11 protein-coding genes and 9 pseudogenes are annotated in these 15,863 nt (G+C 70.2%); 11 read left to right on the top strand and 9 right to left on the bottom strand.

All coding sequences use genetic code 11. The features are described 5' to 3' along the window. Positions 1 to 296, top strand: a pseudogene (locus UG55_RS43930) (sensor histidine kinase); the annotation flags it as partial. A gap of 1 nt (position 297) precedes the next feature. Then, positions 298 to 718 (top strand): HAMP domain-containing sensor histidine kinase (locus UG55_RS43925; RefSeq protein WP_242425117.1); only part of this gene is annotated, 421 nt, incomplete at its 5' end. 101 nt (positions 719 to 819) lie between these two features. Here UG55_RS43925 and vanX read toward each other — a convergent pair. The 4 genes and pseudogenes from vanX to UG55_RS43915 all read right to left on the bottom strand — a co-directional run. Beyond that, positions 820 to 1,455, bottom strand: a complete 636-nt coding sequence (gene vanX, locus UG55_RS25710; protein ID WP_066068860.1) for a D-Ala-D-Ala dipeptidase VanX — start codon at positions 1,453 to 1,455, stop codon at positions 820 to 822. After that, the gene (gene vanA / locus UG55_RS25705) at positions 1,452 to 2,492 is read right to left on the bottom strand and encodes a D-alanine--(R)-lactate ligase (protein ID WP_066068857.1); all 1,041 of its coding nucleotides are present in this window, start codon (positions 2,490 to 2,492) and stop codon (positions 1,452 to 1,454) included. Before vanA ends, vanX begins: the two co-directional genes overlap by 4 nt. Then, positions 2,485 to 3,005, bottom strand: a pseudogene (locus tag UG55_RS43920) (NAD(P)-dependent oxidoreductase); the annotation flags it as partial. The pseudogene UG55_RS43920 and the gene vanA, both read right to left, overlap by 8 nt. Position 3,006: 1 nt before the next feature. Next, a pseudogene (locus UG55_RS43915) lies at positions 3,007 to 3,453 on the bottom strand (lactate dehydrogenase); the annotation flags it as partial. A gap of 533 nt (positions 3,454 to 3,986) precedes the next feature. Between UG55_RS43915 and UG55_RS43910 the strand changes: the two are divergent. The 4 genes and pseudogenes from UG55_RS43910 to UG55_RS43895 all read left to right on the top strand — a co-directional run. After that, positions 3,987 to 4,146 (top strand): annotated as a pseudogene (locus UG55_RS43910) (catalase); the annotation flags it as partial. A 1-nt stretch (position 4,147) separates the two neighbouring features. Further along, positions 4,148 to 4,322 (top strand): annotated as a pseudogene (locus UG55_RS43905) (catalase); the annotation flags it as partial. Between the two features lies 1 nt (position 4,323). Continuing rightward, a pseudogene (locus UG55_RS43900) lies at positions 4,324 to 4,545 on the top strand (catalase); the annotation flags it as partial. Between the two features lies 1 nt (position 4,546). Further along, positions 4,547 to 5,510: catalase (locus UG55_RS43895; protein WP_242424469.1), on the top strand; the 964-nt coding region annotated here is incomplete at its 5' end. Positions 5,511 to 5,738: 228 nt separating this feature from the next. On the opposite strand, the pseudogene UG55_RS43890 reads toward UG55_RS43895, so the two are convergent. From UG55_RS43890 to UG55_RS25675, 5 genes and pseudogenes are all read right to left on the bottom strand, one after another. Then, positions 5,739 to 5,864, bottom strand: a pseudogene (locus UG55_RS43890) (hypothetical protein); the annotation flags it as partial. A gap of 1 nt (position 5,865) precedes the next feature. Further along, on the bottom strand, positions 5,866 to 6,188 hold a 323-nt coding region (locus UG55_RS25690), incomplete at its 3' end, for an MSMEG_6728 family protein (RefSeq protein WP_242424468.1). A 144-nt stretch (positions 6,189 to 6,332) separates the two neighbouring features. Continuing rightward, positions 6,333 to 7,211, bottom strand: a complete 879-nt coding sequence (locus tag UG55_RS25685) for a neutral zinc metallopeptidase (protein WP_066068852.1) — start codon at positions 7,209 to 7,211, stop codon at positions 6,333 to 6,335. A gap of 130 nt (positions 7,212 to 7,341) precedes the next feature. After that, on the bottom strand, positions 7,342 to 8,157 hold the full coding sequence (locus UG55_RS25680) for a mycofactocin-coupled SDR family oxidoreductase (RefSeq protein WP_066074293.1): 816 nt from the start codon (positions 8,155 to 8,157) through the stop codon (positions 7,342 to 7,344). Positions 8,158 to 8,204: 47 nt separating this feature from the next. Beyond that, a complete protein-coding gene (locus UG55_RS25675) occupies positions 8,205 to 9,398 on the bottom strand; it encodes a cytochrome P450 (protein WP_066074290.1) in 1,194 nt (397 codons plus the stop codon). Between the two features lie 343 nt (positions 9,399 to 9,741). Between UG55_RS25675 and UG55_RS25670 the strand changes: the two genes are divergently transcribed. From UG55_RS25670 to UG55_RS25650, 5 genes and pseudogenes are all read left to right on the top strand, one after another. Next, complete coding sequence (locus UG55_RS25670) at positions 9,742 to 10,344, top strand: TetR/AcrR family transcriptional regulator (protein WP_066074287.1); 603 nt, start codon at positions 9,742 to 9,744, stop codon at positions 10,342 to 10,344. A gap of 267 nt (positions 10,345 to 10,611) precedes the next feature. Then, positions 10,612 to 11,520: an arpA protein gene (locus UG55_RS25665; RefSeq protein WP_066074284.1), complete on the top strand. Its 909-nt coding sequence runs from the start codon at positions 10,612 to 10,614 to the stop codon at positions 11,518 to 11,520. A 1,156-nt stretch (positions 11,521 to 12,676) separates the two neighbouring features. After that, positions 12,677 to 13,746: pseudogene (locus UG55_RS43875) on the top strand (choline/carnitine O-acyltransferase); the annotation flags it as partial. A gap of 1 nt (position 13,747) precedes the next feature. Continuing rightward, positions 13,748 to 14,596 (top strand): choline/carnitine O-acyltransferase (locus UG55_RS43870; RefSeq protein WP_242425116.1); only part of this gene is annotated, 849 nt, incomplete at its 5' end. Between the two features lie 321 nt (positions 14,597 to 14,917). Continuing rightward, positions 14,918 to 15,863, top strand: a pseudogene (locus tag UG55_RS25650) (ABC transporter ATP-binding protein); the annotation flags it as partial.

The following is a 15,863-nucleotide window of genomic DNA, read 5'->3' as shown; positions in this document are numbered from 1 at the left end:
CTTCGACACCATGCTGGCCCGGCTCGAGGCACCCGACGCCGAGCAGCGGAGATTCGCGGCCAACGCCTCCCACGAACTGCGCACTCCACTGGCGATCACGCAGACCCTGCTCGACGTGGCCCGCAGCGATCCGGGCCACGGCAATGGAGAGCTTGTGGAGCGCCTCCGGCTGGTCAACACCCGAGCGATCGACCTCACCGAAGCACTGCTTCTGCTCAGCCGGGCGAACCAGCGATCCTTCGCCCGAGAACGCGTCGACCTGTCCCTCGCGGCGGAAGAGGCGACCGAAACAATGCNGCCGCTCGCGGAAAAACATGGCGTCACCATCGAGACCTCCGGGGACGTGGCCGTTTCCGTCGGCTCACATGCGCTCCTGCTGCAGATGACCATGAACCTCGTGCACAATGCGATCGTCCACAATCTGCCCGAACGGGGCGCCGTGTGGGTGACGACCGGCGTTCGCTCGAGGGTGGTTGTGCTCGCTGTCGAGAACACCGGTCAGAAGCTCCCCCCGCAAATGGCTGCCACGCTTGTCGAGCCGTTTCAACGCGGCACTGGACGCACCCACACCGACCAGGCGGGTGTCGGTCTCGGCCTGGCCATCGTCAAGAGCATCGCCGAGGCGCACGACGGAACCCTCACCCTCACACCCCGGGATGGCGGCGGGCTCCGCGTCGCGGTGCAGCTACCCGCCGCGCCACCGGACACCGGCAGATAACCGATCAGTGGAGCTCACGTCACTCGGCATGGGATGCCGACGCAGCGCGCCGGTGAAGGTCATCGCGGGCTCGACGTGCCCCGCCGAATGGCCGCCGGCAGCTACTTTCCGGCCGCTGGTTTGCCCGACGACTCGATGGGAAAATCGAAATACGTGTCCGGGTAGGGTTCGTCGGACAGTGTGTAGTGCCACCACTCGTGCTCGTACCGAGAGAAACCGCAGGCCTCCATGACGGAGCACAGGTGTCGTCGGCCTCTCGCGTGGAGCGGCTTGATTCCTTCGGCTCCATGGTGTGAGACCGGATCCAGCAGATCGTGGCGGCCCCCCATGGGGACAAGTTCACCGGTGGCCAGGTGATAGAGCGTGAGGTCGACGGTGCTGCCCCGGCTGTGGCCCGACCTGGCGGCCACATACCCCTTCTCGAACAGTTCGCGCCGGCCGACACGCGGATAGTGCCGCGGCTTCGTCCGACCGTCCTCCGGCAGTTCTGACCACCGCAGGAAGCAGTCCACGGCGCGCTGTGGGCGATACCCGTCCCAGAGAAGCAGGCCGAACCCCAGGGAGACGGCCTTCTCCTGCGCGTCCGCCAGGGCCGCGCACAGGGCCCTCGTGCCGACGATCCGATTCGCCGCGTAGCCGTCGACGGGTCTGCCGGTGAAGTTGTCCCAGGTCGCGTACTTGGCATCCCAGCGTATCCCGGGCAGAAGTTCGTCCACGAAGGCGAAGTCCTCGTTCATCGGGCTTCCTCCGCCAGTGCCGACGACATGATCCGGTCGAGCACCTCGGCGAGCGGCAGCCCGGCGGCCGCCATCATCCTCGGGTAGCGGCTGTACGAGGTCAGGCCGGGCAGTGTGTTGACCTCGTTGAGGACGACTGTTCCATCTTCCTTCAGGAACATGTCCACCCGCGACAGCCCCCTGCACCCCAGAGCGCGGTAGACTGCCCTCGCGGTTTCCAGGACGCGGGCCCGTGACGCTGCCGAGATATCGGCGGGAACGACTGGTGTGGAGTTTTCCGAGCCGCGTTCGGGATCGCTTTCCTGGTGGATCCGGAAGAAGCCGTGCGACAGCGCGACCCGATCCACCTCGCCGGCGATCAGCTCCGGATCGTTCCCCAGCAGGGCACATCCGACCTCGCTGCCGATGACGGCCTCTTCGATCAGCACCCTGGAGTCGTACTTCCTGGCGGTCTCGACCGCGGCCATGAGTTCTTCCTTGCGACCCACCCGGCTGACGCCGAAGGACGACCCCGAGCGGGCCGGTTTAACGAAGACGGGGTAGGTGAGCCGCTCGGCATCCACCATCTCGTCCGCCGTGACGGACCAGAAGTTCGGCGTTTCGATTCCCGCGGCCCGGGCGACGGTGTAGGCGAGGGACTTGTCCATGCACAGGGCGGAACTCTGGACGTCGCAGCCGACGTAGGGGATGCCGGAAAGCTCCAACAGGCCCTGCAGCGCACCGTCCTCGCCGGTCCTGCCGTGCAGCACGGGGAGCACGAGGTCCAGCCTGATCTCTGCGTAGTTCCCCTGTTCCAGGACAAGTAGTCCGTGGACGCTTCTGTCCGGTGACAGCACGGCCCGCCGGCTGCCGCGGCCCTCCCAGCCCGCGGCCGGGCCCGTACAGAGCTTCCACCCGCCGCACCTCGTGATCCCGATCCAGAACGGCTCGAATTTCGCGGTGTCGAGGTTTTTCGCGACCTCCTGTGCGGACCTGACGGAGACGGGGTGTTCTTCGGAGCAGCCGCCGAAGACGACGCCCACCTTCAACCTAGCCACGCCGCCCTCCCGCCGCGAAGTTCAGGCAATTGATGAGACCGTTCTCGACGGTGTCGCGCAGGGCGCGTTCCGTGTAATAGGCGGTGTGCGGACTGACAAGTGCGTTCGGCAGTTGCTGTAGTCGCGACAGCAGTTCGTTCTCAATGGGCTGGTGTCTGTGGTCGGTGTAGAACACTCCCTCCTCGCCCTCGAGGACGTCCAGCGCCGCGCCGCCGAGGCGCCCGCTCTCCAGCGCCGTGACAAGGGCCTCGGTATCAAGGAGTGAACCGCGCCCGGTGTTGACGACGAACGCGCCGTGTTTCATTCGCGCGATACGTTCGCGATTCAGGAGGTGGTATGTGTCCGCGTTGAGTGGTGTATGGAGCGTGATGACGTCGCTCATCCGCAGCAAGGGGTCGAGTGGAACGTGGTCGGCGGTGGCCCCCGGGCGGCTGTCATGGGCCAGCACCCGGCAGCCGAAAGCTCGCAGTCTGGCCATGACCGCCGTGCCGATGCGTCCGGTACCGACCACCCNGATGGTCAGGTCGCGCAGTTCCTTCCCAGCGACCTCACCCAGTCTGTAGTCGTGGCTGGCGGCGCGGAGGACGACGGACTTCGCGTTGCGGACCGCCATCAGTATCAGCATCACCGCGTAGTCGGCGACGCTGTCCGGTGAATAGGAGACATTGCCGACGGTGATGCCGACACTCGCCGCGTACCCGATATCGACATGGTTGCATCCGATGCTTCTTGTGGAGATGTACTCCACGCCGGCCCCGCTGAGGGCGAGAAGGGTGGAGTCGGTGACCCGGCTCCGGTGGCTGACGCTGATGCATCGGTTTCCGAAAACCAGGTGGATGTTGGCTTCGGAAACCGCCTCCCCGGTGATTACTGGGACTACTCCAAAGCGGGGCGCCGTTTCCCGGAACAAAGCTGCTTCGTGCCGGCTGCATCCGTAAGCTGTGATTCCGGTGGTCGGGATGGTCGAGGAGGGCGACGAAGCCGGCGCTCGGGCGGGGGCGACCGCTGTTCGGGCTGGTTCGCTGTAGCTCATGCCGCCAGTCAAGGGAACGTGGTGTTGCCTGCCCGTATGAGGTTTTCGATACGCCGACGATAGGTGGCCGGCAACGTCCCCGGAACCCGCGGGTTCTGCGCACGCGGGACGGCCCGCTCTCCGGGCACAGGTGCGCCGCGGGCCGTGGCCGACCGGATCCGGGTTGGGGTGTGTGTGGCGGCGGAGTGCGGGTAGGGGGCTGGAGCGGCACGATCCGCGGTTCCGTCTGATCTGCGTCGGTGCAGGTCGCGGTCCTGGCTGCCGACGCGGAGGGCGTCGGCGGGTGGGGACCGGCCGGCCTTGTACGGCACGGGGGCGGCGGGACCGCGGGTCTGCCGGACGGACGGATCGCCGGAGAGGGCCGCCGGGCAGGGGGGCGGTGCGGCCGGGGAGTCGGGTGGGCAAGCGGGCGGTGAACTCAACCCGAGAAGCGCAGATCGCAGCAGGATGAGGAGCGTGTGGTGACCACACAGGAGCGTCGTCCGACCACTACCGACGCGGGTATCCCTGTCAGCAGTGATGAGCATTCGCTGAGCGTCGGCCCGGATGGCCCGTTGCTGCTTCAGGATCATTATCTGATCGAGCAGATGGCGAACTTCAACCGGGAGCGCATCCCGGAGCNCCAGCCGCACGCGAAGGGCGGCGGCGCTTTCGGGACGTTCGAGGTGACCCGGGACGTCAGTGCCTTCACCCGGGCGGCGGTGTTCCAGCCCGGGGCGAGCACCGAAGTGCTGATCCGGTTCTCGACCGTGGCGGGGGAGCGCGGCAGCCCGGACACCTGGCGTGACCCGCGCGGGNTCGCGGTGAAGTTCTACACGTCGGAGGGAAATCTGGACATAGTAGGCAACAACACGCCGGTGTTCTTCGTCAGGGATCCGATGAAGTTCCAGCACTTCATCCGGTCGCAGAAGCGCCGGTCGGACAACAACCTGCGTGACCACGACATGCAGTGGGACTTCTGGACGCTTTCTCCCGAATCTGCCCACCAGGTGACCTGGCTGATGGGTGACCGCGGCATCCNGCGGACCTGGCGGCACATGAACGGCTACTCGAGCCACACCTACATGTGGATCAACGCGGCGGGCGAGCGGTTCTGGGTGAAGTACCACTTCAAGACCGATCAGGGGATCGAGTTCTTCACGCAGGACGAGGCCGACCAGATGGCCGCGATCGACACCGACTACCATCAGCGTGACCTGTATGAGCACATCCGGGACGGTGAGTTCCCGAGCTGGACGCTCAAGATGCAGATCATGCCGTTCGACGAGGCGAAGTCCTACCGTTTCAACCCCTTCGACCTGACCAAGGTGTGGCCGCACGGGGACTACCCGTTGCAGGAGGTGGGTCGCCTCACGCTGAACCGCAACATCTCGGATTACCACACCGAGATGGAGCAGGCCGCGTTCGAACCGAACAACCTCGTCGCGGGCACCGGACTGTCGCCGGACAAGATGCTGCTGGCCCGCGGGTTCAGCTACTCCGACGCGCACCGTGCCCGGCTCGGGGTGAACTACAAGCAGATCCCGGTGAACTCGGCGAAGGTGCCCGTCCACAGCTATTCCAAGGACGGGGCGATGCGGGTCCAGAACGTCTCGGACCCGGTGTACGCGCCGAACTCCTATGGCGGCCCGGCGGCCCAGCCGGAGCTGACCGACGACGGCGGGCGCTGGTACGCCGACGGCGAGATGGTCCGGACCGCCTACACACGGCGCCCTGAGGACGACGACTGGGGCCAGGCGGGCACCATGGTCCGCGAGGTTCTCGACGACGCGGCCCGCGCGAGGCTGGCCGACAACATCATCGGCCACCTGCTCAACGGGGTGAGCGAGCCGGTGCTGGTGCGGGCGTTCGAGTACTGGCGCAATGTCGACAAGGACCTCGGCAACCACATCGAGGAGGGTGTGCGCGCCAAGCAGTCCGAACTCGATCCGAAGGCGAAGAAGCAGGCGAACCCGGCTCGCTCCAGCGCCCAGGCGAAGGCCTGAGAGCCTGACGATCGGCTCCCGGCCGTGCACGCTCCCGCTGCGTGAGCAGACTGCGTGCGCGGCCGCGGCCGACGTGCGGGGCTCGGTCAGGCCGAGTCCCGCAGCGTCAGCCCCGTTCTCTCGCGCCGCGTGGAGCGCCTGACCGAAAGAGAACGTGACGTGGTGGTCGCGGTCGCACGGGGGGCCAGTAATGAACCTCCGCATTCGAGGCGATGGCGGCCGCGGTGGTCAAACCGGCCAGAAGTATGGCTGGGCGGGGTCTGCGTCGCTGAACAGCTGGCCGTAGAACTCGGGATCCTTGCGCAGCAGCGCGGACCGGTGGCTTCGGTGCAGGCGTTCGTCGCCGAGCCAGTCNGGCAGATCCCCCTGATCCGCCAGCGCCTGTTGGGAGCGGGGCGGAGCCAGCCCCGCCCGGGCGAGGTCGGCGGTGATGGTGGCCGCGCAGGTGTCGGCGCGGCCCCCAGCCGTCCACGCGGCACAGATCACGAGACCGTAGGCGGCGACCGCGCGCGGGTGCCCCGCCCACATGCGCACGGCCGGATGGTGCTGCCAGCCGTAACCGGCGTAGGTCAGAGCACGCAGGATCTGCAGTGCCTCGACCCGTTGCTTGCCGAGGCGGCGCTCGTCGAGGACCGCCGCCGTCGCGGCGAAGTCCGGGTAGGGCAGAAAGGTCTGCATCAGCTTCCCGGCCCGTCAGCCGTGGACCAGAGACGGTCCGTGGCCGCCGACGGGCAGCGCGTCACCCCCACAGGTTGCGGTACCCGGCCGCGCGGCGCCTGTCACCGGATCGTTGTCCCCGGCCCTCCCGGAGGACCGTGCGGATCAGGCCGGGACGGTGCCGCAGGAACCCGCCGTGGCCCCCTGGTAGCCCGTCAGGAAGGACGCCCGCCGCTGCGCCGCGGACCCGTGGGTCCAGGACTCCGGGTCGACCTCGACGCCCGCGCCGGCCTGGATACGGTCGTCACCGACCGCCTCGGCCGCACCGAGTGCCTCGTCCAGGTCGGCCTCGGTGATCGTCACGTTGCCGCCGCGGTTCGCCAGGGTGCTCCACACCCCGGCGTAGCAGTCCGCCTGCAGCTCGAGCTGCACCGACAGCTCGTTCTCCCGCGCCGGATCCGCCTGCTGCGCGTCCCGCGTCCGCTGCTCGGTACCGGTGATCGTCTGCAGATGGTGGCCGACCTCGTGCGCCACGATGTACGCCTGCGCGTAACGGCCCTGCGCGCCGTACTGCTCCTGCAGCTGCCGCAGGAAGCCCAGATCGATGTAGACGCGCTCGTCCGGCGGGCAGTAGAAGGGCCCGACCTGCGCGGACGCCGTGCCGCAGCCGGTGGAGACGGCGTCGTCGAAGTAGACGAGGGTGGGCAGCTGGTAGCTCTGGCCGGTCTGCTGGAACTGGGCCGCCCAGACCTCGTTGACCTCGTTGAAAACCTTGAGGACGAAGCAGTCGTCATACTCGTCGAGTGCGCCTGCCGTGGCGCAGCGCGCGGCGATGTCGCCGGCCGGCAGCGCGCCCCGCCCCGTGCCGACGTCGGTTCCGGCCGGGTCGCCGCTCCCGCCACCGAGGAGTGCCACCAGCAGATACACGAGCACGCCGACGAGACCGGCCCCGCCACCACCGATCGCCAGGCCGCGGCCGGCTCTCCGCCCCCCACGCCGGTCCTCCAGCTGGGACGTGTCGACCGGCGAGTCGTCGAACCGCATCGGGCGTTGCCTGCCTCTCGGTGGCCGTTCTGTACCGGGCGCACCGAGTATGTCCGCAATCCGATGCGGTTGAACATCGGCGTGGGCGGGCGGGGGCGAGCGCCGCGCGCCGCCCCCTGCCCGCGTTGGGCTACCGCTTGTTCAGCAGACCGGCGTCCACGGGGACGACCGTGCCGGTGACGTAGCGGGCGTCGTCCGACACCAGCCAGGCGATGGCGTTGGAGATGTCCTCCGGCTCCACCAGGTCGACGGGCATGGCGTTGGTGAGCGCGTTGGCGAGCTGCGGGGCCCGCTCCAGGATCTCGGCGAGGTTCCCGTCGCCGGCCATCGGCGTGCGGACCGCGGTCGGGGCGACGCTGTTCACCCGGATGTTGAACGGCGCGAGGAAGTTCGCCCACGACCGCATCAGGCCGATGACGCCGTGCTTGGCGGCGGTGTAGCCGAGGAAGCCCGCGGTGGGGATTCCGACGCCGACCAGACCGCCGGTGGAGCTGGTCAGCACGATCGCGCCGCCCTTGCCCTGCTGGATCAGCTGCGGGATCGCGACACGGCCGGTGTTCCACACGCCGGTGAGGTTGACGGCGACGACGTCCTCCCACTGCTCCTCGTCCGTCGCCACACCGCCGGCGCCGATCCCGGCGTTGGCGAGCACGATCTCGACCGGGCCCAGCTCCGCGGTACCGGCCTGGAAGGCCTCCTCCAGCGCGGCGTAGTCCCGGACGTCGGCCTGCCGGGCGACGATCCGCCGGCCGAGCGACTCGACCGCCTTGGCGGTCTGCTCCAGGTCCTCGATGGTGGGCATCGGGTACGCGACCGACCGCACCGGACCACACAGGTCCACGGCGATGATGTCGGCCCCATCCTGGGCCAGCCGGAGCGCGTGGCTGCGGCCCTGGCCGCGGGCGGCTCCGGTGATGAAGGCGACCTTGCCGTCAAGCTTTCCCATGGTGCTCTCTCCTGGCTCGGGCTGGATGGTTCCGGTAGGTGGGCTGGTCAGGCGACGGCGACGGGAAGGGTTTCCCAGCCGCGCATCGTCGAGGTCGAGGAAAGGGCGACGTGATCCCAGTCGACGTCCCAGCGGGGGTAGCGCTTCAGGAACTCCTCAAGGGCCACTCGGGCCTCAAGGCGGGCCAGCGCGGCGCCCATGCAGTAATGGGTGCCGAGGCCGAAGGTCCGCAGCTGGCTGATTCTGCGGTGGATGTCGAACCGCTCGGGCTCGGGCCAGCATTTCTCGTCGCGGTTCGCGGAGGCGACGAGGAGCATCATCGCGCTGCCGGCCGGCACGGTCTGGCCGTGCAGCTCGACGTCGGTCGTGACGTACCGGGCCAGCGCGTGGCCGGTGGGCTCGAACCGCAGCGTCTCCTCGATGGTGTTCGGGATCAGCCCGGGGTCGGCCACCACCTCGTCCCGCTGGTCGGGGTACTGGGCGAGCAGCGCGGCCAGCCAGCCGATCAGCCGGGCGGTGGTCTCGTTGCCGGCGCCGGCGAGGACGGTGACGTACGTGAGGATTTCCTGGCGGGTCAGTGTGCGGGTCACCCCGAGGGTGTCCTCGAACTCGGCGCGGAGCAGCTCGGTCATCAGGTCGTCCGACGGGTGGTCGGCCCGCCAGTCGATGTACTCGGCGAACAGGTCCGTGTCCATGAGCGCCCGGCTGGAGACCTGCATCTGCTGCCCCGGCTCGGTGCGTAACTTCGCGTCGGCGCGTTCCCGGATCGTCGGCTGGTCCGACTCGGGGATGCCGAGCAGCATCCCGATCACGCGCATCGGCACCTCGTTCGCGAACTCCGTCATGAGATCGAAGCTGTCGATGCCGGCGAGCTGGTCGAGGCAGCGGACGCAGAGATCCCGGACCTGCTGCTCCAGCGAGGAGATCCGCCGGGGTGTGAACACCCGGGAGAGGAGCGCGCGGTGGATGTCGTGGGCCGGCGGGTCCTCCATGAGTAACGTGCCCGGCGGGATTTCGATGTTCGCCTTGATGATCTCCAGGATGGGGCCGCGGGCCGAGGAGAAGGTCTTCCAGTCGGTGAGGGCGCGATCGATATCCCCGTGGTGACTCAGCGTGTAGAAGTCATGCGGTTCGTTGTAGTAGAGCGGTGCTTCGGCGCGGAGCCGCTGGTACGTCGGGTAGGGGTCCGCGGCGATGTCGCGGTCGAACGGATCCCAGTAGACCGGACCGTTGTGACTCAAGCGGAGAGCCCCCTTCGACTGGCCCCGCGCACCGCCGGCCTCACCGGGCGGTACGCACGAAATTTTAACAGTCGTTCTAACTTCGTGGGTCGCCGATGTCAACAAGTCCGCGTGGCGGGGAGGTTCGGTCCACGGAACCGGCTCCGGGTTACGGGCGGCCGGGTGACGGTCCGGGGGCGATCGGGTGACGGAGCTGGTGCGGAGTGGACGTCGGGTGGACGTGGGGTGTGCCGGTTCACGTCGCGTGCCAGTGCGTCAGTTCGCGTCCCCGGCGGGGCTGTCGGCCATGATGGGAGCGCGGCAGGCGTCCCGAGCGCAGGCGCCGTCTCCCGGAGGAAGGTGAATGGCCGAGCCCCGTCGACGCCGTCCGGCGACCGTGGAGAAGGTCACCCGCCTCCTGGACGCGACCGAGGAGATCATGCTGGGCGAGGGCTACGCGGCCGTCAGCTCCCGCAGCGTGGCGGCCCGAGTCGAGATCACCGCCCCCTTGCTGCACTACTACTTCCCGACGATCGACGACCTCTTCGTGGCGGTCCTGCGGCGGCGCGGGGAGCAGACCCTCGCGTCGACGGCGGCGGCGCTGGCCTCCCCGGAGCCGCTGCGTGCCTGGTGGGAGCTCATCTCCGACCCCCGTGGCACAGCACTGGTAGTGGAGTTCGTGGCCGCGGCCAACCACCGGCCGGCACTACGGGCGGAAGTCGGCAAGGTGGCTCGCGAGCTGCGGCGCATTCAGATCGAGACGCTGAACTCGATTCTCGGCGAGTACGGGCTGGACGCCGACGAGTTCCCGCCCGCACTGGTCGCGGCCGCGGTTCAAGGGCTCGCCTTCGCGGTTGTCGCGGACAGCGCCGCCGGCCGCGACACGGCCCACGAGGAGGCCGCGGCCGCGATGGCCCGCCTGGTCGCCCGCCTGGAGGAACGGCGGGTCTGCCAGCGCACCGGTTGACCGGACGCGTTCCCGCGGCGCAGACCGCGGTGCAGGTCAGCACGTCCTTTTCGCGTAATCACCACAGATGGCGTCGGCGCCGGCAGGCGACGCCCGACTGTGGAGCGAGGAGATGACGGCCGTGTTACAGGTCACACGGCACGCCGTTCGCCCAGCGCGCGGGGAACACTGTGCTGCATTCCCCGACGGCGTGGCTTTTCCGCGGCGCCGTGTTTTCCCGGCGGTCAGATCCCCGGGCGAGTGTGACGGCGGACGAAGGGATTATTGATGGGTGGTACGGCGACGAGGGCCGGGAAAGCGACCGGATCACCGGCCGCGGCGGTCGAGGTGGTCGTGAACACCGACCGATACCCGTTGCACGCGGCGCCCGGCGGACCCGAGTGGGCCGGTCTTGTCGAAACCGTCCGGGAGCAGCTCGCCGACTCGGGCTGCTGCGTGCTGCCGGACTTCGTCCGGCCCGCGCTGCGCGACCGCCTGCGCGACGAGTGCGCGCTGCTGGCCCCGCTGGCCCACTATGACGTCGAGACCGTCAACGTCTACAACATCGACGCCGACGCGGTGCTGCCGCCGGGCCATCCGGGCCGGATCGGCATGCGGCGCGGCAACGCCTTCGTCGCCCGTGACCGCATCCCCGCCGACCATGTCATCCAGCGGCTGTACGGTAGCGCCGCCTTCCAGGCGTTCGTCGCCGCCTGCTTCGGGCTGCCGGCCGTGCACGAGCTCGCCGACCCGCTCGCCGGCCTGTGCCTCAACGTGGTCGCGCCCGGTCAGGAGCACCCCTGGCACTTCGACACCAACGAGTTCACGGTGAGCCTGCTGACCCAGGAGGCCGCGGCCGGCGGGGTGTTCGAGTACTGCCCGGGTATCCGCACCGCGGAGGCGGAGAACTTCGACGACGTCTCCGCCGTGCTGGCCGGCGGGACGGCCGGCGAGCGGCTCGTCCGCCGGCTGGACCTGCGTCCCGGCGACCTCCAGCTCTTCCTCGGCCGCTATTCGCTGCACCGGGTCAGCCAGGTCGGCGGCGCCACCCAACGGCACAGCGCGATCTTCGCCTACAGCGAGCGGCCCGGCGTCGTGGGCAGCCTGTCGCGGACGCGGCAGCTGTTCGGCCGCGTCCTGCCGGAGCACCTGGCAGCGGATCGGCAGGCCGTGCGGGTGGACGGCCTGCTCGACTGAGCGCGGCCCGCGGCCCGCGGTCGCGTTTCGACCTGACCGCCGCACCCGAGCCGGAGTTCGACGCCGTCCCGCGCATCGCCGTCCCGCGTATCGCCGTCCCGCGTATCGCCGTCCCGCGTATCGAGAGGAGCACCAGCCATGGATTTTGACGCCACCGGAAAGGTCTCGCTCGAGCACATCTACACCCAGCCCGACCCCCGCGATTACTTCCGCACATTGAGGGCGCTGGATTATCACATCCCGCAGCTGGCGAAACCGTACTTCGCCAAGGTTGTCGACGAGTGCCGACAGGAACGTTCCGGTCGGCCACTGCGCGTACTCGACGTCGGCTGCTCCTACGGGGTCAACGCCGCACTGCTGAAGTTCGACATCTCGATGGACGACCTGTACGACAGGTATGGCCCGGCCGGGGGAGTGGACACCGCCGGAACCCGCGACGAGCTGGTCGCGCGCGATCGCACGCTGGTGATCTCCCCCGGCGGCCGCGACGACGTCGAGGTGATCGGCCTGGACACGTCCCAGCCGGCACTCGCCTACGCGTCCGACGCCGGTTTCCTCGACGATGCCGTACACGCCGATCTTGAGAGCCGCGACCTGNCTGCCGCCGAGCGCGCCCGCCTCGCCGACGTCGACCTGGTCATCTCCACCGGCTGCCTCGGCTACGTCACCGGCCGCACGCTCGCCCGGATCGTCACCGCCGTGCGGGAGAGCGGTGGGCGGAGGCTGCCCTGGATGGCGCACTTCGCCCTGCGGATGTTCCCGTTCGACCCGATCGCGGAGCTCCTCGCCGGGTTCGGCTACCAGACAGTGGCGGTGGACCGGCTGTTCGAGCAGCGCCGGTTCGCCTCGCCGCGGGAGCAGGAACAGGTGCTCGAGACGCTGGCAGACGTCGGGGTCGACCCGCGCGGGCTGGAGTCGGACGGGTGGCTGTACGCCCAGTTGTTCCTCTCCCGTCCCGCTGAAGCGCTTCCGGCCGCCGTCGCCTCATGAGACCGTTCCGTGGGGCTTGCGGCGGGTGCCCGGTGGCCGCCGCCGGCACCGCCCCACGCCGCTTCCACCCGTTCCACCCGCACCCCCGCTTCCACCCGTACCCCCACGTCCACCAGCACTTCCACGGTGGTTCCCACCGCGTACCGAGACGAGGATGACGCCCAGCATGACTGTCCAGACCGGCCATGGGCCGGCCTCGAACACCGTCGCGGCGACGGCCACGCCCGCCGTAGCCGGCACCTTCGACCACGAGGACAGCCTGCCGAGAGTTCCGCTGCCCAGCCTGGAGGACAGCTGCGCGCGGTTCCTTCAGTGGTGCGCCCCGCTGCTCACCCCGGAGCAGCTCGCGGCGACGGAGGCGGAGGTCTCGCGGTTCCAGGCGCCGGGCGGCCCCGGCCCGCTGCTGCACGCCGAACTCGCCCGCCGAGACGCGGACGAGGGCGTGCACAGCTGGCTCGACGAGTTCTGGCCGGCCCGTTACCTGGGCCGCCGTGACCGGATCGCGCTCAACGCCAACTTCATCTTCCTTTTCCGCGACGCGGACCTCGCCGTCGCCGGCGCCGGCCTCCCCGGACCCGGGCCGGACGCGCAGGTGGCCCGGGCAGCCGGCCTGATCGCCGGTGCCCTCGACTACAAGGTGCGCCTGGACGCCGAGCGGATCCCGCCGCTGCTGCGCCGCGGCCAGCCGCAGTCGATGGTGCAGAACCGGTTCCTGTTCTCCACCACCCGCATCCCCGGGCAGGTGCAGGACACCGTCCGGGTGCCCTACAGCACCGACTGGCCGGGGCCGTCGGACGCCCGGCACATCCTGGTGTTCCATGGCGGGCGCATGTTCCGGATGGAGGTGTTCGGCCCGGACGGCACCCCCCACACCCTCGACGAGCTGGCCGCCGGCCTCCGTGAGGTGCTCGCCGCGGACCCCGCGCCGGCCCCGGACGACACCGCCGTCGGCCATCTGACGACCAAGGCCCGGGCGGCCTGGGCGGACAGCCGTGCCGCGCTGCTCGCCCTCGACCCGGCGAACCAGGCCGCGCTCGACGAGGTCGAGACGGCGCTGTTCTGCGTGTGCCTGGACGACCTCACCCCGCCGGACGCCCACGCCGCCTGCGACCAGCTGCTGCACGGCAGCGCCGCCGGCCGTTGGTACGACAAGGCCGTGTCGCTGATCGTGTTCGCCGACGGCCAGGCCGGAATCAACGTGGAGCACTGCGGGCTGGACGGCACCACGATCCTCAGNTTCGTCGACGAGCTGCTCGCCGCGCCCGCCGCGGAGCTCTCGGCCCGCTCCGGCGCCCGCCCGCACGGCCTCCCGGCGGTGCGGGAGGTCGAGTTCGTGCTCGACGACGCGCTGCGCGCCGACATCCGGTCCGCGGCCGAGGCGTTCGCCGCGTTCGGCGCGGACACCGACTCGGTGGTGCTGTCCTTCCCCGAGCACGGCGCGGCGCGCGCCAAGTCGCTGCGCATCTCGCCGGATGCTTTCGTGCAGATGGCCTACCAGCTCGCCCACCAGCGGGCGAAGGGACACATCGGCGCGACCTACGAGTCGATCGCGACGCGGCAGTGGCGGTACGGGCGCACCGAGGCGATGCGGGTCGTCACCCCGGAGGTGCTGGCGTTCGTCGCGGCGATGGACGACCCGGCGGCGGACGCCGACGCCCGCCGCGCCGCACTGCGCGCCGCCGCCGCCGCGCACGTCCGCCGGGCCGGCGAGTGCCAGCGCGGTGAGGCGCCCGAGCAGCACCTGTGGGAGCTGGCCTTCATCCAGCGCCGGGCCGGCGCCGAGCTGGGCGTGCCGGAACCGTCGCCGCTCTACGAGACCCCCGGCTGGCTGGTGATGCGCGACGACTATCTGAGCACCAGCTCGGCGCCGTCGGAGAGCATCCAGTACTTCGGCTTCGGCTCGACCAGCGGCCGCTGCATCGGTATCGCCTACGTGCTGCTGCCCGACAAACTGAACATCTACCTGAGCACCCCGCGGCCGGTCGCCGCCGGGATGCACGAGTTCGCCGACCGGCTCCGCGAGGCGCTGCGCGAGCTCGACGAGCTGCTTGCCGGCGAGCCGGTCGCCGCCCCCGGCGCCGGCTGACCAGCCTGCGAGCAGTCAGCTCACCAGTAGCCCGGCCGGCGTCGGACGCGCCGGCCGGGCGACGACCCTCCCCACCGTCCCTGTCGTCACCGTCCCTGTCGTCCTGACGTGTCCCGTGGGGGAAACCCGTCGGAAGGCGGGGAGGTGCGCCGCGCTGTCGCGGACCCTGAAGCGGTGGGGGAAGATTCTGAACTGTCCGGCTCCGTTCCCGCGCAGCCCACGGACTCCGCCCGACCGGTGGCGGCCACCCGCGACCCGGTCCTGACCTACGGCCGGGAGGACGAGGACCNGTCCCGGCCGTGGACGAAGCACAGCCGCACGATGGAGCAGACCGGCCTCGGGGCGATGGCCCGGCGGCTGCCCGGGTTGCTCCGGCTGGCCTGGTCCCTGGCCTGGGAGGCCGACCGTTCCGGCCTGATCGCCCTGGTCTGCCTGCGAGTGCTGTCCGGAGTGGTGGAGGCCGTCGGGCTGCTCGCCGTGGCCGGCGCGCTCACCGCGGTGCTCAGCGAGGGCCCGACCCCGGAGCGGCTGCGGGACGCGCTGCCCGCGCTCGCCCTCGTCGTCGGCGCGGGGGTGCTGCGCAGTGCCATCGCGTTGGCCACCGGCCTGTTGCAGAGCCGCTACGGCCCACGGGTCGACCGGGTCTCGCTCGTGCGGCTGCTCGGCCTGGCAACGCGGACGTCCGTCATGTCGTTCGACGACCCGCAGTTCGTCGACGACCTCGACGCGGCCGAGCGCGGCGCCACGAGCGGGCGTGAGCTCGTCGACGACGCCGTCGAGGTCTTCACCTCCGGCGTGCGGATGGTGGCCGCCGGCGGCGTCCTCTCGGCGCTGCACCCCGTCCTGCTGCCGCTGTTGGTGCTCTCGATCCTGCCGGACGGCTGGGCCTCGGCGCGGTCGGCCCGGCTGGCCTACCGGTCCTGGCTGGGGCGCATCCGCCAGGTGCGGCGCCAGTTCATGCTTCGCCACCACATGACCAACCGCCACTGTGCCGCGGAGATCAGGTCGTTCGGCCTGAGCCGTTTCCTGCTCGACGAGTACACCCTGCTGGCCCGCGAGAACGAGGCCGAGCAGATCCGGGTCGGGCGCGGCCAGGCGGTGTACCGGCTCACCGGCGAGGCCGTGTCCGGGCTCGCGCTCGGCGCCGTCTACGGGGCGCTGGTGCTGCTGCTCAACGCCGACCTGATGCCGCTCGCCGCCGCCGGCACCGCCGTCCTGGCGATCCGGAACGTGCGCGGCGCCATGTCGACCGCGCTGACCAGCCTGA

It is taken from the genome of Frankia sp. EI5c (genome assembly GCF_001636565.1).
GTDB lineage: Bacteria > Actinomycetota > Actinomycetes > Frankiales > Frankiaceae > Parafrankia.
The sequence above is the reverse complement of the archived record's forward strand: the minus strand, read 5'-3'. Positions and strand labels throughout refer to the sequence as shown.

Excerpts from the sequence above, each read along its gene's own strand:
- vanX (WP_066068860.1), bottom strand. The coding sequence starts at position 1,455 with ATGAACGAGGACTTCGCCTTCGTGGACGAACTTCTGCCCGGGATACGC.
- UG55_RS25685 (WP_066068852.1), bottom strand. The coding sequence starts at position 7,211 with ATGCGGTTCGACGACTCGCCGGTCGACACGTCCCAGCTGGAGGACCGG.
- UG55_RS25680 (WP_066074293.1), bottom strand. The coding sequence starts at position 8,157 with ATGGGAAAGCTTGACGGCAAGGTCGCCTTCATCACCGGAGCCGCCCGC.
- UG55_RS25670 (WP_066074287.1), top strand. The coding sequence starts at position 9,742 with ATGGCCGAGCCCCGTCGACGCCGTCCGGCGACCGTGGAGAAGGTCACC.
- UG55_RS25665 (WP_066074284.1), top strand. The coding sequence starts at position 10,612 with ATGGGTGGTACGGCGACGAGGGCCGGGAAAGCGACCGGATCACCGGCC.